Annotated in this window: 15 protein-coding genes and 1 tRNA gene; 10 read left to right on the top strand and 6 right to left on the bottom strand. The window is 68.3% G+C overall.

What is annotated here, in order from left to right; all coding sequences use genetic code 11:
- Positions 1-42: 42 nt before the first annotated feature.
- The 8 genes from M9979_RS10745 (at position 43) to M9979_RS10710 (ending at position 8,648) form a co-directional block, all read left to right on the top strand.
- Entirely contained in the window at positions 43-960 is a 918-nt protein-coding gene (locus M9979_RS10745; RefSeq protein WP_254289355.1) for a DUF481 domain-containing protein, read from the top strand.
- Positions 961-1,149: 189 nt separating this feature from the next.
- Positions 1,150-2,358 (top strand): hydrolase, encoded by a 1,209-nt coding sequence (locus M9979_RS10740; RefSeq protein WP_254289354.1) that lies wholly within the window; start codon positions 1,150-1,152, stop codon positions 2,356-2,358.
- Entirely contained in the window at positions 2,355-3,371 is a 1,017-nt protein-coding gene (locus M9979_RS10735; RefSeq protein WP_254289353.1) for an arginine N-succinyltransferase, read from the top strand. The genes M9979_RS10740 and M9979_RS10735 overlap by 4 nt, the downstream gene beginning before the upstream one ends.
- Before the next feature lies 1 nt (position 3,372).
- On the top strand, positions 3,373-4,635 hold the full coding sequence (locus M9979_RS10730) for an N-succinylarginine dihydrolase (protein ID WP_254289352.1): 1,263 nt from the start codon (positions 3,373-3,375) through the stop codon (positions 4,633-4,635).
- A 52-nt stretch (positions 4,636-4,687) separates the two neighbouring features.
- Positions 4,688-4,906 carry a hypothetical protein gene (locus M9979_RS10725; protein ID WP_254289351.1) on the top strand — a complete coding sequence of 73 codons (219 nt, stop codon included), beginning with the start codon at positions 4,688-4,690 and terminating at the stop codon, positions 4,904-4,906.
- Between the two features lie 58 nt (positions 4,907-4,964).
- Entirely contained in the window at positions 4,965-5,864 is a 900-nt protein-coding gene (cysD, locus tag M9979_RS10720) for a sulfate adenylyltransferase subunit CysD (RefSeq protein WP_254289350.1), read from the top strand.
- 139 nt (positions 5,865-6,003) lie between these two features.
- Positions 6,004-7,917 carry a sulfate adenylyltransferase subunit CysN gene (cysN, locus tag M9979_RS10715; RefSeq protein ID WP_254289349.1) on the top strand — a complete coding sequence of 638 codons (1,914 nt, stop codon included), beginning with the start codon at positions 6,004-6,006 and terminating at the stop codon, positions 7,915-7,917.
- The gene (locus M9979_RS10710) at positions 7,914-8,648 is read left to right on the top strand and encodes a 3'(2'),5'-bisphosphate nucleotidase CysQ (RefSeq protein ID WP_340689063.1); all 735 of its coding nucleotides are present in this window, start codon (positions 7,914-7,916) and stop codon (positions 8,646-8,648) included. The genes cysN and M9979_RS10710 overlap by 4 nt, the downstream gene beginning before the upstream one ends.
- A 27-nt stretch (positions 8,649-8,675) precedes the next feature.
- Here M9979_RS10710 and M9979_RS10705 read toward each other — a convergent pair whose 3' ends face one another.
- Both M9979_RS10705 and M9979_RS10700 read right to left on the bottom strand, forming a co-directional pair.
- Positions 8,676-9,692 (bottom strand): bile acid:sodium symporter family protein, encoded by a 1,017-nt coding sequence (locus M9979_RS10705; protein ID WP_254289347.1) that lies wholly within the window; start codon positions 9,690-9,692, stop codon positions 8,676-8,678.
- A gap of 105 nt (positions 9,693-9,797) precedes the next feature.
- Positions 9,798-9,874: transfer RNA gene (locus M9979_RS10700), tRNA-Arg, on the bottom strand.
- An 83-nt stretch (positions 9,875-9,957) separates the two neighbouring features.
- Here M9979_RS10700 and M9979_RS10695 point away from each other — a divergent pair.
- On the top strand, positions 9,958-10,455 hold the full coding sequence (locus M9979_RS10695; protein ID WP_254289346.1) for a hypothetical protein: 498 nt from the start codon (positions 9,958-9,960) through the stop codon (positions 10,453-10,455).
- Here M9979_RS10695 and M9979_RS10690 read toward each other — a convergent pair.
- Positions 10,452-12,656 (bottom strand): spermidine synthase, encoded by a 2,205-nt coding sequence (locus M9979_RS10690; protein WP_254289345.1) that lies wholly within the window; start codon positions 12,654-12,656, stop codon positions 10,452-10,454. The genes M9979_RS10695 and M9979_RS10690 overlap by 4 nt on opposite strands.
- Entirely contained in the window at positions 12,649-13,641 is a 993-nt protein-coding gene (gene hemB / locus M9979_RS10685) for a porphobilinogen synthase (protein ID WP_254289344.1), read from the bottom strand. The genes M9979_RS10690 and hemB overlap by 8 nt, the downstream gene beginning before the upstream one ends.
- Positions 13,642-13,738: 97 nt before the next feature.
- Between hemB and M9979_RS10680 the strand changes: the two genes are divergently transcribed.
- On the top strand, positions 13,739-14,602 hold the full coding sequence (locus M9979_RS10680; protein WP_277998515.1) for a diacylglycerol/lipid kinase family protein: 864 nt from the start codon (positions 13,739-13,741) through the stop codon (positions 14,600-14,602).
- A 97-nt stretch (positions 14,603-14,699) separates the two neighbouring features.
- Here M9979_RS10680 and M9979_RS10675 read toward each other — a convergent pair whose 3' ends face one another.
- Both M9979_RS10675 and M9979_RS10670 read right to left on the bottom strand, forming a co-directional pair.
- On the bottom strand, positions 14,700-16,133 hold the full coding sequence (locus M9979_RS10675) for an MATE family efflux transporter (RefSeq protein ID WP_254289342.1): 1,434 nt from the start codon (positions 16,131-16,133) through the stop codon (positions 14,700-14,702).
- A gap of 185 nt (positions 16,134-16,318) precedes the next feature.
- Positions 16,319-19,132, bottom strand: a complete 2,814-nt coding sequence (locus M9979_RS10670; protein ID WP_254289341.1) for a valine--tRNA ligase — start codon at positions 19,130-19,132, stop codon at positions 16,319-16,321.
- Positions 19,133-19,159: the final 27 nt, after the last annotated feature.

The following is a 19,159-nucleotide window of genomic DNA, read 5'->3' as shown; positions in this document are numbered from 1 at the left end:
TTTGGGGGTTGGCTGTCCGGGGCGAGGCGGTAGAGCCGGGGCGTGCGCCGTTTCCTCCCCCTGATCCTCGCTCCGTTGCTGCTCGCCAACGCCGCCGCCGACGAGGCGCCCGACGATACCAAGGTGCCGATCCCGGCGGCGATCCGGTCGATGCTCGACGCCGCGATCGAAAGCGGCAACGACGGCGACGTGTCGGTGGTGGTCAAATACGCCCGGCTCGCCGATCCGGCGAGCGCCGACGCGGTGCTGGCGATCGCACAAAAATGGCGCAACGATCGCGCGCAGGCGCGCCAGACGACGATCCGCCAGGCGAGCATGTTCGACCTGTGGAGCGGCCGCGCCGAGCTGGGCGGCTATGTCACCACCGGCAACACCGACAGCAAGGGCGGCTCCGCGGTGCTCGACCTGACCCGCGAAGGGCTACAGTGGCGCCACAAGTTCCACGTCCAGGCGGACTATCAGGAAAACGCCGAAATCACGACGCGCGAACATTATCTCGCCAGCTACGAACCCAATTTCAAGATCGACGACCGGCTCTACGTCTATGGTGCCGCGCAGTACGAGGCGGATCGGTTCCTGGGTTACTACAACCGCTATTCCGCCTCCGCCGGCGTCGGCTACAGCGCGATCAAATCGCCCAAGATTCGTCTCGACCTCGAACTGGGGCCGGCGTTCCGGCAGACCGCCTTTACTGACGACACCGAGCAGAGCAACGTCGCCGCCCGCGGCACGCTGGCGTTCAACTGGCGGCTGCTGCCCGGTTTGTCGGTGACGCAGAACGCGTCCGCCTATGTGCAAAGCTACAATTCGACGCTGAGCGGCACGACCGCGGTCAACGCCAAGCTGATCGGGCCGCTGTCGGCGGCGCTGTCGTACAACGTGCAATATGAAAGCATGCCGCCGGCGGGATCGGTGTCGACCGACACGACGAGCCGCGCGTCGCTGGTGTACAGCTTTTAGGAAGAGGCGAAACTTCTCCATCTGCCCTCCGTCACCCCAGCGCAGGCTGGGGTCCACCGCGCCGCAAGCGCATCGCCCGCGCATCCAGCCGCTCGCCTCGCCGCGGAGTGGCCCCCGGAACGAGTCCGGGGTGACGAAGGATGTGGGGCAACGGTTCCCCCCGCCCCGCCCTTCGTCTAGCATCCCCGGATGAGAGGATTGTCGGAACACGAGCGCGCGCTGGTCGAGGGGATCGACCAGGCGGCGATGCTGGATCAGGTCGAACGCTGGGCGGCGGTGAACAGCGGGACGCGGAATCTGGTCGGCGTCGCGCGGATCGCCGGTTTGCTCGCCGACGCCTTCGCGGTGTTGCCGGGAGAGATCACGCTGGTCGAACCCGAACCGGTCGAGGCGGTCGGCATCGACGGCACCGTGAGCAAACTGGAGCACGGCCGGCACCTGCACCTCAGCGTTCGCCCGGAGGCGCCGGTGCGGATGCTGTTCACCGGTCATATGGACACCGTCTATCCGGCCGATCACCCGTTCCAGACGCTGACCACCCGCGACGACGGAACGATCAACGGTCCCGGCACCGCCGACATGAAGGGCGGCCTTGCGGTGATGCTCGCGGCGCTGACGGCAGTCGAAAGGGCCGGCAACACCGCCGCCTTCGGCTACGACGTGGTCATCAATTCGGACGAGGAAACGGGATCGCTGTCCTCCGCCGGCCTGCTCGCCCGCGCCGCGGCGGAAAAGGTCGCGGCGCTGACCTACGAACCCGCGCTCGCCGACGGCACGCTCGCCGGCGCGCGCGGCGGTACGGGCAACTTTTCGATCGTCGTGCGCGGGCGCAGCGCGCACGCCGGGCGCAACCCTGAGGACGGGCGCAACGCGGTCGTCGCCGCCGCGGCGCTGGCGGTCAGGCTCGTCGAGGCACGCGCGCCGGGGCTCGCGGTCAACCCGGCGCGGATCGACGGCGGCGGGCCGAACAACGTCGTGCCCGACCTCGCCATCCTGCGCGTCAACTTCCGCCCGGCCAGCGCGGCGGAGATCGCGCGCGCGCAGGAGGCGATCGCCGCCGCCGTCGCCGCGGTCGCCGCCGCGCACGACGTGCGGATCGAGGTGCATGGCGGCTTCAACCGCCCGCCCAAGCCGCTCGACGCCGGCGCGGAGCGGCTGTTCGCCACCGTCGCCGAAGCCGGCGCCGACCTCGGCCTGACGATCGGCTGGCGCGCGACCGGCGGGGTGTGCGACGGCAACAACATCGCCGCCGCCGGCGTCCCCGTCGTCGATACGATGGGCGTGCGCGGCGGTGCGATCCATTCGACGGACGAGTATATGATCGTCGACAGCCTCGCCGAGCGCGCCGCGCTGTCGGCGCTCACCATCAGCCGCATCATCGCGAAGGGACGGCCATGACGTTTCGGATCAGGGCGGCGCGGACGCGCGACCTGCAGCACCTCTACGAGATGGCCAAGCTGACCGGCGGCGGCTTCACGAACCTGCCGCCCGACCGCACGTCGCTGCGCACCAAGCTCGAACGCAGCGCCGCCGCCTTCGCGCGCGACGAGGCGACGCTGGGCGACGAACTGTTCGTGCTGATGCTCGAGAACGTCCGAACCGGCGAGGTGCGCGGCACTTGCCAATTGTTCACGCAGGTCGGGCAGCAACATCCCTTCTACAGCTATCGGCTCGGCACGCTGACGCAGCACAGCAAGCAGCTCGCTCGCACCTTCCGCGCCGAGATGCTGGCGCTGACCACCGATCTGGAGGGCGCGTGCGAGGTCGGCGGGCTGTTCCTCCATCCCGGCGAGCGCGCCGGCGGGCTGGGACTGCTGCTCGCACGCAGCCGCTATCTGTTCATCCGCGCCCACCGCGCGCGCTTCGCCGACCGCATCCTTGCCGAGCTTCGCGGGATCATCGACGAAGCGGGCGGCTCGCCATTCTGGGACGGCCTCGCCGGGAGGTTCTTCGGGATGAATTTCCAGGACGCGGACCAGTTCAACGCGATCAACGGCCACCAGTTCATCGCTGACCTGATGCCCAAACATCCCATCTACACCGCGATGCTGTCCGAAGCGGCACGCTCGGCGATCGGCCTGCCCCACCCGTCAGGCCGCGCGGCGATGCGGATGCTGGAGAACGAAGGCTTCCACTACGAAAACTACATCGACATCTTCGACGGCGGCCCGACGATGACCGCGCGCACCGACAAGGTCCGCACGATCGAGGCGGCGCGCGAGGCCCGGATCGTCGCGATCGATGGCGACGGCGGCGACGAGGCGCTGGTCGCGACCGGCCGGCTCGGAGATTTCACCTGCGCCTTCGGACTGGTGCGCAGCGTCGGCGACGGCATCGTCCTGTCGCGCGACTGCGCCGAGGCGCTGGGCGTGGCGGAGGACGACACCGTCCTCCACGTCGGGCGGTGGTAAGATGCTGACCGAGATCAATTTCGACGGCATCGTCGGGCCGAGCCACAATTATGCCGGCCTGTCGGCGGGCAATCTCGCCGCGACCGCGCATGCCGGGCAGGTGTCGCAGCCGCGCGCCGCCGCGCTGCAGGGGCTCGACAAGATGCGCGCCAATCTGGCGCTGGGGCTGACGCAGGGGGTGCTGCTGCCGCACCGGCGGCCCGACCATCGCTGGCTGGCGGCGCTCGCGACGACCTACGACACCGCCCCAACGGTGTTGCAGGCTCAGGCGATGTCGGCCTCGGCGATGTGGGCGGCGAATGCGGCGACCGTCTCGCCCGCGCCCGATACGGCCGACGGGCGCTGTCACCTGTCGGTCGCCAACCTCATGACGATGCCGCATCGCAGCCACGAATGGCCCGAGACGCTGGCGCAGCTGCGCACCGCCTTCGCGCATGAGGCGTTCGCGGTGCACGGCCCGGTGCCGGCGCCGTTCGGCGACGAGGGCGCGGCGAATCACATGCGGCTGGCCGCAAGCCACGATGCGCCGGGGGTCGAGGTGTTCGTCTACACCCTGCCCGGCGGCCCCTTCCCCGCGCGCCAGCATCCGACCGCGAGCGAGGTGATCGCCCGCGCGCACGGGCTCGATCCCGCACGCACGCTGTTCGTGCAGCAATCGGCCGAAGCGATCGCCGCCGGCGCTTTCCATAACGATGTCGTCGCGGTCGCCAACGAGCGCGTGCTGTTCGCGCACGAACACGCCTTCGCCGACAAGGAACGGTTCTACGCCGACCTGCGCCGCCTGCTGCCCGAGGTCGAGATCGTCGAGGTGGCGGCGAGCGACGTGAGCCTTGCCGACGCGATCGCCTCCTATCTGTTCAACGCGCAGCTGGTGACGACCGACGCCGGCCCGACGCTGATCGTGCCGACCGAGGCGCGAGCGACGCCAACGGTATGGAACTGGCTGGAACGCCACCGTACCGGCAACGGACCGATCCGCCGGGTCGAGACGGTCGACGTCGCCCAGTCGATGGCGAACGGCGGCGGTCCCGCCTGCCTGCGCCTGCGTGTCGTCGCCGACCCTGCGACGATCGACCCACGCTTCCTGGTCGACGCGGCGAGGCTCGACCGGATCGCCGCGGTCGTTCGCCGGTGGTGGCCCGAGGCGATCGACCCCGCCGCGCTCGGCGACCCGGCGCTGGTCCGCGACGTCGAGGCGGCGCATGGCCAGCTGCTCGACGCGCTCGACCTGTCGGGTTACTTGACGGTTAACCACGCCGGCTGAACCGGAACGCGCGGTTTTCCGCCATTGGCCCGCGGCTTGCTATGCGCCCGCCATGTGGACCCGGATCAAGCGCCTTTTCACGATCAAGACCAAGTTCGAGGCGTTCCTGGTGATCTACGGCCTCGGCCTCGGCGCGGTCGAGCGGGGCGTGCATTACCTGCAGCAATATCCCGGCTGGGGTGGCTGGATGCTGTTCGCCTGCTGCCCGATCGCGGTGTTCATGGTCGGCGGCGTGCTGCTCGATTCGGTCGAGCGCCGCCAAGAGGACTAGCGGCCCCCGATAGGATAAGTTCGTCGCATCCTGCGCCCGCCGCCCTATCTGGAAGCGCATGAACGGGCTTACCCATTTGCAGCGGCTGGAAGCCGAAAGCATTCACATCATGCGCGAAGTCGTCGCCGAGGCGGAACGCCCGGTGATGCTGTATTCGGTCGGCAAGGATTCGGCGGTGATGCTGCATCTCGCCAAGAAGGCGTTCTTTCCGGCGCGTCCGCCCTTCCCGCTGCTGCATGTCGATACGACGTGGAAATTCCGCGCGATGTATGATCTGCGCGCGCGTGCGGCGGCGGATGCGGGGATGGAGCTGATCGTCCACACCAACCCCGATGCGGTCGCCGCCGGGATCAACCCGTTCGATCATGGCGGCCGCCATACCGATCTGTGGAAGACCGAGGGGCTGAAGCAGGCGCTGAAGGCCGGCGGCTTCGACGCAGCATTCGGCGGTGCGCGGCGTGACGAGGAGAAGAGCCGCGCGAAGGAGCGCATCTTCTCGTTCCGCTCGGCGAGCCAAGGCTGGGACCCCAAGGCGCAGCGGCCCGAATTGTGGAAGCTCTACAACGCGCGCATCCATCGCGACGAAAGCATCCGCGTCTTCCCGCTGTCCAACTGGACCGAGCTCGACATCTGGCAGTACATCCTGGCCGAGGGGATCGAGATCGTCCCCCTCTATTTCGCCGCGCCGCGCCCGACGGTGGAGCGCGACGGCATGCTGCTGATGGTCGACGACGATCGTTTCCGCCTGCATCCCGGCGAGGTGCCGGTGGAGCGCTCGATCCGGTTCCGCACCCTGGGCTGCTACCCGCTGACCGGTGCGGTGGAAAGCGAGGCGGCGACGCTGCCCGCGATCATCCAGGAGATGCTGCTCACCACCACCAGCGAACGCCAGGGCCGCGCGATCGACCACGATCAGGCCGCGAGCATGGAGAAGAAGAAGCGCGAGGGGTATTTCTGATGACCGTGATTCGTCACCCCGGACGTGTTCCGGGGTCCACCGAGAAGCTGGGCGCGCAGCTTGAGCCTCTATCGCGAACCTTTCGCACGCGGAAGAGTGGACCCCGGAACACGTCCGGGGTGACGGGGGAATGGCACCCATGACCGCCTACACCCCCGACGCGCTGATCGCGGCGGACATCCACGCCTATCTCGACACCCACGCGCACAAGTCGATGCTGCGTTTCATCACCTGCGGGTCGGTGGACGACGGCAAATCGACGCTGATCGGGCGGCTGCTGTACGATTCGAAGACGATCTTCGAGGATCAGCTGAGCCAGCTCGAGGCGGACAGCCGCCGGCTCGGGACGCAGGGGCAGAACATCGATTTCGCGCTGCTGGTCGACGGCCTCGCCGCCGAGCGCGAACAGGGGATCACGATCGACGTCGCCTATCGCTTCTTCGCGACCGACAAGCGCAAGTTCATCGTCGCCGACACGCCCGGCCACGAACAATATACCCGCAACATGGTGACCGGCGCCTCGACCGCCGATGCCGCGGTGATCCTGGTCGATGCGCGCAAGGGCGTGCTGACGCAGACACGGCGCCATTCGTTTCTCGCGCATCTGATCGGCATCCGCCAGCTGGTGCTCGCGGTGAACAAGATGGACCTCGTCGGGCACGATCAGGCGACGTTCGACGGAATCGTCGCCGATTATGCCGAGTTCGCCAAAAGCATCGGGATCGAGGGCTTTACCGCCATCCCGCTGTCGGGCCTCAGCGGCGCCAACATCACGACGCGGTCGGAGGCGATGCCATGGTACGACGGCCCGGCGCTGCTGCCGCATCTGGAAAGCGTCCCGCTCGATGCCGATCGCGCCGCTAAGGCGCCGTTCCGGCTGCCGGTGCAATGGGTCAACCGCCCCGATCTCGACTTCCGCGGGTTCGCCGGCACGATCGCGGGTGGGCGGGTTCGCGTCGGCGATGCGGTGCGGATCGTGCCGTCGGGACGGACCACCCGCATCGCGCGGATCGTCACCTTCGACGGCGACCGCGATCAGGCGAGTGCGGGCGAGGCGGTGACGGTGGTGCTCGCCGACGAGGTCGACTGCTCGCGCGGCGACGTCATCGCCGCGGCGGACGCCCCGCCCGAGGTCGCCAACCAGTTCGAGGCGACGATCGTCTGGCTCTCCGACACCGCATTGGTGCCGGGGCGCGGCTATTGGCTGAAATCGGCGACGCGCACCGTCGGCGCGACGGTGCAGCCGCCGGGCCATGTCGTTGACGTCAACACGCAGGCGCAACTCTCCGCCAAGACGCTGGAGCTGAACGACATCGGCGTCGCCGAGGTGTTCACCGACGCGCCGATCGTCTTCGCGCCGTACGAGGACAGTCACGAACTCGGCGGCTTCATCCTGATCGACCGCGAGACCAACGCAACCGTCGCGGCGGGCATGATCCGCCACGCGCTCCGCCGCGCGCAGAATGTCCACTGGCAGTCGGTCGACATCACGCGCGAGGCGCATGCGCGGCAGAAGGGGCAGTCGCCGCGGCTGCTGTGGTTCACCGGCCTGTCGGGATCGGGCAAATCGACGATCGCCAACCTCGTCGAGAAGAAGCTGCACGCACTCGGCCGCCACAGCTTCCTGCTCGACGGCGACAACGTGCGCCACGGGCTCAACAAGGACCTCGGCTTCAGCGACGCCGACCGGATCGAGAACATCCGCCGTGTCGGCGAGGTCGCGCGGTTGATGACCGATGCCGGGCTGATCGTGCTCACCGCGTTCATCTCGCCGTTCCGTGCCGAGCGCGACATGGTGCGCGGGCTGCTGCCACCGGGCGAGTTCGTCGAGATCTTCGTCGATACCGCGCTGGCGGCGGCCGAGGCGCGCGACGTCAAGGGCCTGTACGCCAAGGCGCGCGCCGGCGAGATCGCGCACTTCACCGGCATCTCCAGCCCCTACGAACCGCCCGAGCGGCCCGACATCCATATCGATACCGTGCGCGAAAGCGCCGAGGCTGCCGCCGAACGGATCGTCGAGCATGTGCTCGGCGTGTGGAGCTTCGAGCTGTGAACGACGTCGATCTCGCCCGTAGCGTTGCCGAGGAGGCGGGCGCATTGCTGCTCGCGATCCGCGATTCGAGCGCGGCGACCGGCAAGGCGCTGGGCGACGCCGGCGATGCCCAGGCCAATGCGCTGATCCTCGAGCGGCTGCGCGCGGCGCGGCCCGACGACTTCATCCTGTCCGAAGAGTCGCTCGACGACCGCGCGCGCTGCGCGGCCGAGCGGGTGTGGATCGTCGATCCGCTCGACGGCACGCGCGACTATGCCGAGGGGCTGGACGATTGGGCGGTGCATATCGGCCTCGCCATCGGCGGCCGGCCGACGGTGGGCGCGGTGGCGGTGCCGACGACGGGGCGTATCTACACCACCGCGGAGGCGTGTGCGCGGACGCGCGTCTGCGGTCTGCCGCCGCGGATGGTGGTCAGCCGCACGCGCGCGACCGACATGGTCGAGCGGGTCGGCACGTTGCTGGAAACGACACGGGTCGGCATGGGCTCAGCAGGTGTGAAGGCGATGGCGGTGGTCGATGGCCGCGCCGACATCTACCTCCACGACGGCGGCCAGTACGAATGGGACAATTGCGCGCCCGCCGCGGTGGCGCTGGCGGCGGGGCTGCACGCGTCGCGGATCGACGGCAGTCCGCTGGTCTACAATTGCGCCAATCCGTTGCTGCCGGATTTGCTGATCTGTCGGCCGGAACTGGCGGAACAGGTGCTGGCGGCGGTGGCGGCGGTTCGGTGACCCATCCCGTCCGTGCGTGGCGGGGGACTAGATGACGGCAGCCGCTTCCGCCTTCCCCTCCGCGACACTCGCCGCATCGGCGTAGCGGCGCGCGATGATCGCGCAGGCGATAAGCTGGATCTGGTGAAACAGCATCACCGGCAGCAGCACCGCGCCCACTTGCGCTGCCGGAAACAGCACGCCCGCCATCGGCACGCCCGAGGCGAGGCTCTTCTTCGACCCGCAGAACAGCAGCACGATCCGGTCCTCGCGCGAGAAGCCGAGCATCCGGCCCGCGAGCCAGGTGAACAGCAGCACGATCCCCAGCAACGCGGCGCACAGCCCGCCGATCAGCGCGAGGTCGGCGCCCGACACGCGGCTCCACAGCCCCTCGACCACCGCGGCACCGAAGGCGGTATAGACGACGAGCAGGATCGATCCCCGATCGACGATGCCGAGCAGCCCCTTGTGCCGCGCGATGACGCCACCGACCCATGGCCGCAACAGATGCCCGGCGACGAACGGCACCAGCAATTGCAACACGATCGATTCGACAGCCGCCAGCGAGATGCCGCTCCCCTGCCCGCCGATGCCGCTCCCCATGCCGCTCATCGTGACCGCGACCAGCGCCGGGGTCAGCACGATGCCGATCAGGTTGGAGAAGGACGCGCTGCACACCGCCGCGGCGACGTTGCCGCGCGCGATCGCGGTAAAGGCGATCGACGACTGCACCGTCGAGGGCAGCAGGGTGAGGAACACCATCCCCGCCGCGACCGGCCCGACCAGCCCCGGTACGTTGGCGAACGCCAGCCCCAGCAACGGAAAGACGACGAAGGTGGTCGCGACGACCGCCAGATGCAGCCGCCAGTTGCGCGCCCCCTCCCAGATCGCGTCGCGCGACAATTTGGCGCCGTGGAGGAAGAACAGCAGCACGATCCCGACATCGGCGGCATCGCTCGCGATTCTCCCCCACATGCCGCGGGCGGGCAAGACGCTCGCCAGCAACACCGTGCCGAGCAGCATCAGGATGAACGGTTCGAAAAACGACAGGAAACGCCGGATCATGCCCCGCCCTAACGGCTAAGGGCGACGATGGCACCCCCGCGGCGACGACCGTGGCCCAGAAACGGAAACCCCCGCCAGACCAGTGGCCTGAACGGGGGAAAATCCTGGTGCACCCAGAGCGATTCGAACGCCCGACCCTCAGATTCGTAGTCTGATGCTCTATCCAGCTGAGCTATGGGTGCACTCAGGAGGCGCGCTGATAGCAGACGGGCGCGGGCGCGCAAGTGCGTTGCGCCATTTTCTTGGGGCGCATACAGCCAGGGCCATGAAAACCGCCCCCGCGCTCGTCCTCCTCGCCCTCGCGCTGCCGGCCTGTACGCGGGACGATACGGTCTATCCGTCGCTCTCGCCGCGCGCGGTGGAGAAACTGGGGTTCGCGGAGCCCGAGGTGGCGGTGGTCGAGGCCAAGCCCGATCCGGCGCTCGACGCGCGCATCGCCCAGCTGGGTCGTTCGCTCGACGCGCTCGCCAAGGGCGCAACCACCGATGCCGCAAAGGCGGAGGCCGCGGCACGGCGTGCGCGCGGCCAGGCGGTCGGCAGCGATGCGTGGCTGGAGGCGCAGACCGCGCTCGCCCAGCTCGACGACTGGCGCGCGCAGACCTCGTCGCTGCTCACCGATATCGATCAGATTGCCAGCGACCGCGCCGCCGCGCTGGCCCCCGCCTATCCCGGCCTCGCCACCCTGCGCGAGCGCGCCTCGGCCGAGAATCAGCGACAGAGCGCGACGATCGACCGGCTGCAAGCGGCGCTACCCGCCGCCTAGCGCTTCCACTTCAGCAGCGGCAGGATCGTCGAATAATCGTCGGTCCATGCCGCGAGTCCCGCGCGCGGGGTCAGCGGCGTCCAGTCGCCATTGTCCTTCGCCAGCGCAGCGAGCGTCGCGCGGTCGCGCGACAGCGCGATCCACTGGCTGGCCGATGCGATCGCGGTATATTTGGGCGGCTGGTAATAGAGTTTCGCCGCGTGCCAGCCGCCATCGCGCGCCACCGCCGCGACCACGGGTTCGAGGTCGAGGAAGCGGTTGGAGATATGGACCATCAGCAACCCCTTGGGCTGCAGCACGCGCGCATAGGTCGCGAACGCCTCGCGCGTCATCAGGTGCATCGGGATCGCGTCGGACGAAAAGGCATCGAGTGCGAGCAGGTCGAGACCCGCTGACGCTTCGCGCTCCAGACTGAGCCGCGCATCGCCGACGCGGATCGCCGGATCGGGCAGGCAGTTCTTCAGATAGGTGAACTGGCCGGTGTCGCGCGCGATGCGGATCACCGCCGGATCGATCTCGTAGAAACGCCAGCGCTGGCGCGGCTGCGCGTAGCAGGCGAGCGTGCCCGTGCCGAGGCCGACGACGCCGACCCGCGCCTGCGGTCCATACAGTCGGTCGAGCGCCCCCATCGCGCGGCCGATCCCCGATGGCGGGGCGTAATAGGTCGTCGGCAGCCGCTCGAGCACCGGGCTGCCGGTGAACTGGATGCCATGGACGGTGGTGCCATGGTCGAGCTCACGCACGCCGCGTCCGTCGCGCACCGTATAGACGCCGAAATAGCTACGCGTCCGCGCGCCATGCTCCAGCGACAGCTCGACCGCGCGCCAGCCGCCGAACATCACCAGCGTCGCGGCGAGGATGATCGCATAGGCCGGCCGCGCGCCGACTGCGGCGATGCCGATCGCGGCGATGCCGATGAAGGTGAGGCCCTGATGCCCCTCGCCGAACAGCGCCGTCGGCCCGCGGAAGGTGAGGCCGGCGAGCACCAGCAGCACGGCGACGACCACGGCATAGGCGATGCGCCGCTTGGCGGGCGTGACCCACAATCCACGGATGCGCGCGGTCAGGAACACCTGCGGCACCAGCAGCCCGGCGGCGAAGATCAGGATGGGATATTCGTAGGTCCAGTCGAACACCACCGGCGCGACCAGCGCGGCGAACACTCCGCCCAGTGCTCCGCCGAACGCCATCGCCAGGTAGAAGCCGGTCAGCCGGTCGGGCTCGGGCCGCAGACGGTACATCTGCGAATGCAGCGCGACCGAGACCATGAACAAGAGCGTCAGCGCGATGGCGAGGTTGACCAGCGGCGATTCGTTGAAGCCCCCGATCATCACGCCGCCGAACATCAGGATGGTGATCGGCGCGATCCGGGTCAGCAGGTCGGCAACGCTGCGATCGGCCGCGAAGGCGATCGTGAAGCTGAGCAGGTACAGCCCGAGTGGCAGCACCCAGAGCAGCGGCATCGCGACGATATCGGTGGTGATATAGGTCGAGGTCGCGAGCATCAGCCCCGACGGCACCAGTGCCAGCGCGATCCAGTGCAGCACCCGGCGACGTGTCGCGGGCGCGCTTGTCGGCCGCGCCGTCTCGCCGGTCGCGGCACGCGGCAGCCGCAGCGTGCAGGCAAGGACGAGCAGGATCAGCAGCACATAGCCGCCGGTCCACATCCAGCTCTGCGCCCTGAGCGCCAGCAGCGGTTCGACCAGCAACGGATAGGCGATCAGCCCGCCGAAGCTGCCGAGGTTGGAGGCGGCGTAGAGCGCGTAGGGATCGCTGCCCCGGCTCGCGATGCTGAACCAGCGTTGCACCAGCGGCGCCTGCGCGGAGACGGCGAAGAACAGCGGCCCGATCGACGCACCGAGCAGCCACGGCACCCACAGCGCGGGCGTGACGTTCGCCGGACCGGCGGCCAGCGACAGCCCGATCGGCAGCCACGCCGCTGCAGCGAGCAATACGCCCAGATGCACGACCGCCTGATACAGCGGCCTGATCCGCCCCAGCGCATGGGCGTAGGCGTAGCCGGCGAGCAGCAGCGTCTGGTAGACGAGCATCGCCGAATTCCACACCGCCGGCGCGCCACCCAGCCGCGGCAAGGCCATCCGCGCGACCATCGGCTGGACGAGGAACAGCAGGAACGATCCGGCGAGGATCGTCGCGACGAAGGTGATCCGCGCAGCCCGGCCGATCCCGGCCTCAACCATGGAGCAGCCGCGCTGCATGCGCCGCGTGATAGGTCAGCACACCCGCGCAGCCAGCGCGCTTGAACGCCATCAGCGTTTCCAGCACCAGCGCATCGCGTTCGCCCGCGCCGGCCGCGACCGACGCCTCGATCATCGCATATTCGCCCGACACCTGGTACGCGAAGACCGGCACCTCGAACCGCTGCTTCACCCGCACGACGATGTCGAGATAGGGCAGCCCCGGCTTCACCATCACGCTGTCGGCGCCCTCGGCGAGGTCGAGCGCGACCTCGCGCAGCGCTTCCTCGGCGTTGGCCGAATCCATCTGGTACGTCTTCTTGTCGCCCTTCAGCAGGCCGCGGCTGCCGACCGCGTCGCGGAACGGGCCGTAGAAGCCGCTGGCATATTTGGCGGCATAGCTCATGATCTGGACGTTGTGGGCGCCCTCGCCCTCCAACGCCGCGCGGATCAGGCCGATGCGCCCGTCCATCATGTCGGACGGCGCGATGATGTCGGCGCCGGCGCGCGCCTGGTTGACCGCCTGATGGATCAGCAGATCGGCGGTCGTGTCGTTGACGACATAGCCCGCCGCATCGACCAGCCCGTCGTGGCCGTGCGTCGTATAGGGATCGAGCGCGACGTCGGTCAGCACGCCGACCTCCGGCACCGCATCCTTGATCGCGCGCGTCGCCCGGCACATCAAATTGTCGGGATTGAGCGCCTCGCGCCCGTCGTCGGTCTTGAGCTGCGGCGGCGTGTTGGGGAACAGCGCGATGCACGGGATGCCGAGGTCGCGTGCCTGCTTCGCCCGCGCGACGATGCCGTCGACCGACCAGCGCGAGACGCCGGGCAGGCTGGGGATCGGCTGTTCGACGCCCTGCCCCTCCACCACGAACAACGGCCAGATCAGGTCGGCGGGGGTGAGGACGGTTTCGGCGTGGAGCCGGCGGCTCCAGCCGCTCGCCCGGGTACGGCGCAGTCGCAGCGCGGGAAAGGATGCAGACATGCGCGGGCTTTGCGGGATCGTGCGCCCCTCGGCAAGCGTTACGCTCGCGTAATCCTTGTGGGGGAACACGTCCGTGCCTGAATTCCGATCGGCGGCGATGATCGTCAATGCGAAGTCCCGCAAGGGCCAGGCCCTGTTCAAGCGCGCCTGCGCGGCGATGGACGGCCTGCCCTTCCCGGTCGATGCGCATGCGGTCGAGGACCCCGAGGATCTTGAGGCGACGGTGGAACGCGCGCTGGCCAGGAAGCCCGACCTCGTCATCCTCGGCGGCGGCGACGGCACGGTCAGCGGCCTCGTCGACCTGCTCGTCGGCAAGGGCATCACGCTGGCGGTGCTGCCGCTCGGCACCGCGAACAGCTTCGCGCGCACGCTGGGGCTGCCGCTCGATATCGAGGGCGCGATCGACGTCATTCGTACCGGGCGGCCCAAGCGGATCGACCTCGGCATGATCGACGGCGACTATTTCGCCAATTGCGCGGCGATGGGGATCAGTCCGCAGATCGCCGAAACGGTGCCGCATGGCCTAAAGAAACTGCTCGGCCGGATCGGCTATCTCGGCTGGGCGACCTATCAGTTCGCGCGGTTCAAGCCGTTCATGCTTACCGTCGACGACGGCCATGAGGTGAAGCGAATGCGCGTCGTCGAGGTGCGCATCTCCAACGGCCCCTATCATGGCGGCACCTGGCTGGTCGACGAAGCGTCGATCAATTCGGGCGAGATCGTCGTGCAGGCGGTGACCGGCCGCTACAAGCGGACGCTCGCCAAGAACTGGGCAGCGAGCTTCTTCGGCCACGATTCGCGGCATCAGGATACGATCGCCTTTTCGGGCAAGTCGCTGAAGATCGACACCAAGCCCTCGCTGCCGATCTCGATCGACGGCGAGGTGCTGGCGCATACCCCGGTCACCGCGAAGGTCGCGGCGGGGGTGATCGAGGTGATGGTGCCGGCGGAGACGAACTGACGGGAAACGCAAATCCCGCCGTTCGCCCTGAGCCTGTCGAAGGGCCTGAGTCTCCATGCCCTTCGACAGGCTCAGGGCGAACGGTGCGAGGGGCGGTCTACCCCACTGGCATCTGCTTGCCGGTCGGTTCGGAATCCGCCTTGGCATGCTCCTCGCCCTGGACCGCCGGGATCAGCCGCCCCTTGCGCCAGCCGCCGGCGCGATAATAAGCGATCGTCATCACCATCGACGCCGCCGACCCCGCAGGGAAACTCCACCAGATCGCATCCGCGCCCCAGCCGGGCTCCAGCGCATAGGCGAGGCCCAGCCGGATCGGAAACAGCGCGATGGCGAGGATCACCAGCGGGCCGACGACGGCACCGTTGGCGCGCACCGTCGCCGACAGCACCATCGACACGCCGAACAGCAGGAAGCTTGCCGAACCGATGATGTTGATATGCGCGGCAAGGTCGATCGATCCGGCATCGCTGCCGAGAAACAGCCCGAGCACCAGACGGTCGAGCAGCGCGAGAACCACGATCAGCGCGGCGGTCATCGCGAGGTTCAGGATCACCCCCGACCGCGTGATCCGCGCCACCCGGTCCCAGCGCCCGGCACCGATATTCTGCGCGACCATCGCGCTGACCGCGGCGCCGACCGACATCGCCGGCATCTGGATATAGGTCCACAGCTGCGACGCCGCGCCGTACGCGGCGGTGGTCGTCGTGCCATAGCCGTTGACCAGCCCGATCATCGCCAGCGCCGATCCGGTCGCGACCAGCATCTGCAGCCCCATCGGAATCCCCTTGGCAATGATGGGGCCCAGCAGGGTGCGGTCGGGAATCAGATAGCGCCACTCGCTGCCGCGCAGCCGCACCACCAGATCGCGCCGGTAGACGAAGGCGAGCAACGCCGCGAAGGACACGGTATTGGCGATGAAGGTGGCGAGCGCCGACCCCTCGATCCCCAGCGCGGGGATCGGCCCGATGCCACGGATCAGCACCGGGTTCAGCGTCACGTCGACTAGCGACCCCAGCGCCATGAACTTGAGCGGCGTCACCGAATCGCCGGTGCCGCGCAGCGCCATCGTCAACAGCACCGACAGGAATCCCGTCGGCATCGAGACGAAGATGACGCGCAGATAGGCGAGCGCCAGCGGATAGGCGTCGGCGGGCGTCCGCAGCGTCGTCAGGATCGCGGGCGCCGCGAACCAGCCGACGACGACGACCAGCACCGACAGGACGCCGAACAGGCCGAACGCGGTGCCGAACACCCGCCGCATCCCGTCGATATCGCGCCGCCCCATCGCCTGCCCGATCAGGATCGTCGCCGCCATCCCGAACCCGAACACCGCCGAGATCAGCAGGAACATGACCAGCCCCGCATTGGTCGTCGCCGCCAGCGCGCGCTCGCCAAGCAGCTGCCCGATCCAGATCGCGTTGATCGACCCGTTGATCGACTGGAGCACGCTCGACCCCAGGGTAGGGAGCGCGAACAGCAGCAGCGTGCGGCCGATCGGGCCGGACGTCAGGTCACGCTTCGGTTTGGCCATCGGTCTTCCCCCTCATCGTCGGTCGTGCAGGATGGTGGAGGGACCCGCCCACCATTGCCACCCTTCCTCCGTCACCCCGGACTTGTTCCGGGGTCCACCCGTCCGCGTAACCAACGGCCGGCGGGCGTGCGGAACGGTGGACCCCGGACCAGGTCCGGGGTGACGGGGGAGGTAGACCAAGCGTGTTACCCCAGCCGCGCCAGCGCCGCGGACAGCCGCTCGGCCTCCGCCGCCTTGTCGGCATGATCGGCACGCGCCTTGTCCACCGCCTCGGGCTTGGCCCGCTCGACGAAGCTCGCGTTACCAAGCCGCCCGGCGAGCGCATCGCGTTCCTTCTCCGCCGCCGCGACGCCCTTGGTCAACCGCGCGCGCTCGGCATCGAGGTCGATGACGCCGTCGAGCGGAATGACATAGGTCGCCTCGTCGACGACCAGCTGGATCGCCGGGCCGGCCGGCGCCGCATCCTGCGACACGTCCTGCAACCGCGCGAGCTTGCGCAGCGTCGTATGGGCGCCGTTCAAACGCCGCTGCGTCGTCGCATCGGCATCGCGGACATAGGCGGTCATCGGCGCGCCCGGCGCGATGCCGAGCTCGTTCTTGGCCGCGCGAACCTCGCCGATCAGGCGGATACGCCAGTCGATGTCGGCCATCGCCTCGGGATCGATGCTCCGCGCATCCGCCTGCGGCCAGTGCGCGACAATCAGCTCGTGGTCGCGCGGGTTGGCGTGCCACAGTTCCTCGGTGACGAACGGCATGAACGGGTGGAGCAGCACCAGGATCTGGTCGAGCACCCACGCCGCCACGCCGCGCGTCTCCACGGCATGGTCGGGATAGGTCGCCGCATCCTCGCCCAAGGTCGGCTTGATGAGCTCGAGATACCAGTCGCAGAACCGGCTCCAGACGAACTGGTAGATCGCGTCCGCCGCCGCGTCGAAACGCAGGTCGGCGAGCGCAAGGTCGATGGCCTGGATCGTCGCGATCGTCTCGCCGATGATCCATTTGTTGACCGGCAGCGTCGCCGCGGGCGCGTCGAGCGAGGTGCTCGCGCCGATCCCGTTCGCCTGGCAGAAGCGGCTGGCGTTCCACAGCTTGGTCGCGAAGTTGCGATAGCCCTCGACCCGCTTCTCATCCATCTTGATGTCGCGGCCCTGGCTCTCCATCGCCGCCATGAAGAAACGCAGCGCGTCGGCGCCGTAGGTGTCGATCAGCCCGAGCGGATCGACGGTATTGCCCTTCGACTTCGACATCTTGGCGCCGTCGGCGGCGCGGACGAGGCCGTGGAGGTAGAGCGTCCTGAAGGGTACATCCTTCATGAAATGGATGCCCTGCATCATCATGCGGGCGTCCCAGAAGAACAGGATATCGAAGCCCGAGATGAGCACGTCGTTGGGATAACGCCCGCCGAGCGTCGGGTCGTTGTTCTCCGGCCAATCCATCGTCGCGAACGGCCAAAGTGCTGAGGAGAACCACGTGTCGAGGACGTCGGGATCGCGCCAGATCATTGGATAAGGATGTTTCTCCGGTTCGTTAATACCCTTGAGGTACGCATCAGCAACACTATCCACTACTTCCACATCATCGACGTAATGCAGGCGTGCTTGAGCTAAAGCCTCTTCCTCGGTTTCACCAACGAAGATAGCAAAATTTCCATTGGCTCCATCGTATGTGCGGCTACCATTCGTTTCTATTTTAGGCCCAAACCACGCCGGGATCTGGTGGCCCCACCACAATTGGCGGGATACGCACCACGGCTGGATATTGTCCATCCAGTTGAAGAAGGTCTTTTCCCAGGTCTTGGGGACGATCTTGATCGCCTCGCTGCGCACCGCCTCGATCGCCGGCCTGGCCAGCGTCGCGGCGTCGACATACCATTGGTCGGTCAGCCACGGCTCGATCACCACGCCCGACCGGTCGCCATAGGGCGTCTGGATCGTGCGCGGTTCGGCGTCGTGCGTTTCGCCGTCCTTGTCGACGTGCGGGATCAGGACTCCGTCCGCCTTGAGCCGTTTCACGACCGCCTTGCGCGCGTCGGCCGTCGTCAGGCCCAGCAGGTCGGCGGGGATCAGGCCGTCACGCGTCTGCACGACCTGCGCCTTGGCATCGAGCATGTTGAGCATGTCGCGCGCCTCGATCCCCGCGCGGCGACCGACCTCGAAATCGTTGAAGTCGTGGCCCGGCGTGATCTTCACCGCACCGGATCCCAGTTCGGGGTCGGCATGCTCGTCGGCGACGATCGGGATCAGCCGGCCGGTAATCGGCAACCGCACCTGCTTGCCGATCAGCGCGGTGTAGCGCGCGTCGTCGGGATGGACCGCGACCGCCATGTCGGCGAGCATCGTCTCGGGCCGCGTCGTCGCCACCTCGATGAAGCCCGATCCGTCGGCGAGCGGGTAGCGCAGGCGCCAGAAATGCCCCTTGATCTCGCGTGTCTCGACCTCGAGGTCGCTGATCGCGGTGCCGAGGCCCGGGTCCCAGTTGACCAGCCGCTTGTCGCGATAGAGCAGGCCCTGCCGGTGCAGCTCGACGAAGACCTTGAGCACGGCCTTCGAAAAGCCCTCGTCCATCGTGAACCGCTCGTTCGCCCAGTCCATCGAACAGCCCAGGCGCCGCAGCTGGCGGGTGATCTCGCCGCCGCTCTCCGCCTTCCAGTCCCAGACCTTGGCGACGAACTCCTCGCGGCTGAAATCGGTGCGCTTCTGCTGGCGCAGCGCCATCTGCCGCTCGACGACCATCTGCGTCGCGATGCCGGCATGGTCGGTGCCGACCACCCACAAGGCGTCCTTGCCCTTCAGCCGCGCATGCCGCGTCAGGATGTCCTGCAACGTATTGTCGAGCGCATGGCCGATGTGGAGGCTGCCGGTGACGTTGGGCGGCGGGTTCACGATCGTCCACGGCTCGGCGTGCGGCCGGTCGGGACGGAACAGGCCCTTGTCCTCCCAATGCGCATACCAGCGCGATTCGATGGCGGCGGGGTCGAAGGTCTTGGGAAGCTCGGTCATGGCCCGCCTGTAGCCACACGGCGCGCC

Origin of the sequence: Sphingomonas liriopis (assembly GCF_024211255.1) — a bacterium.
Classification (GTDB): domain Bacteria; phylum Pseudomonadota; class Alphaproteobacteria; order Sphingomonadales; family Sphingomonadaceae; genus Sphingomonas; species Sphingomonas liriopis.
This window is presented reverse-complemented; position numbering and strand designations above follow the sequence as displayed.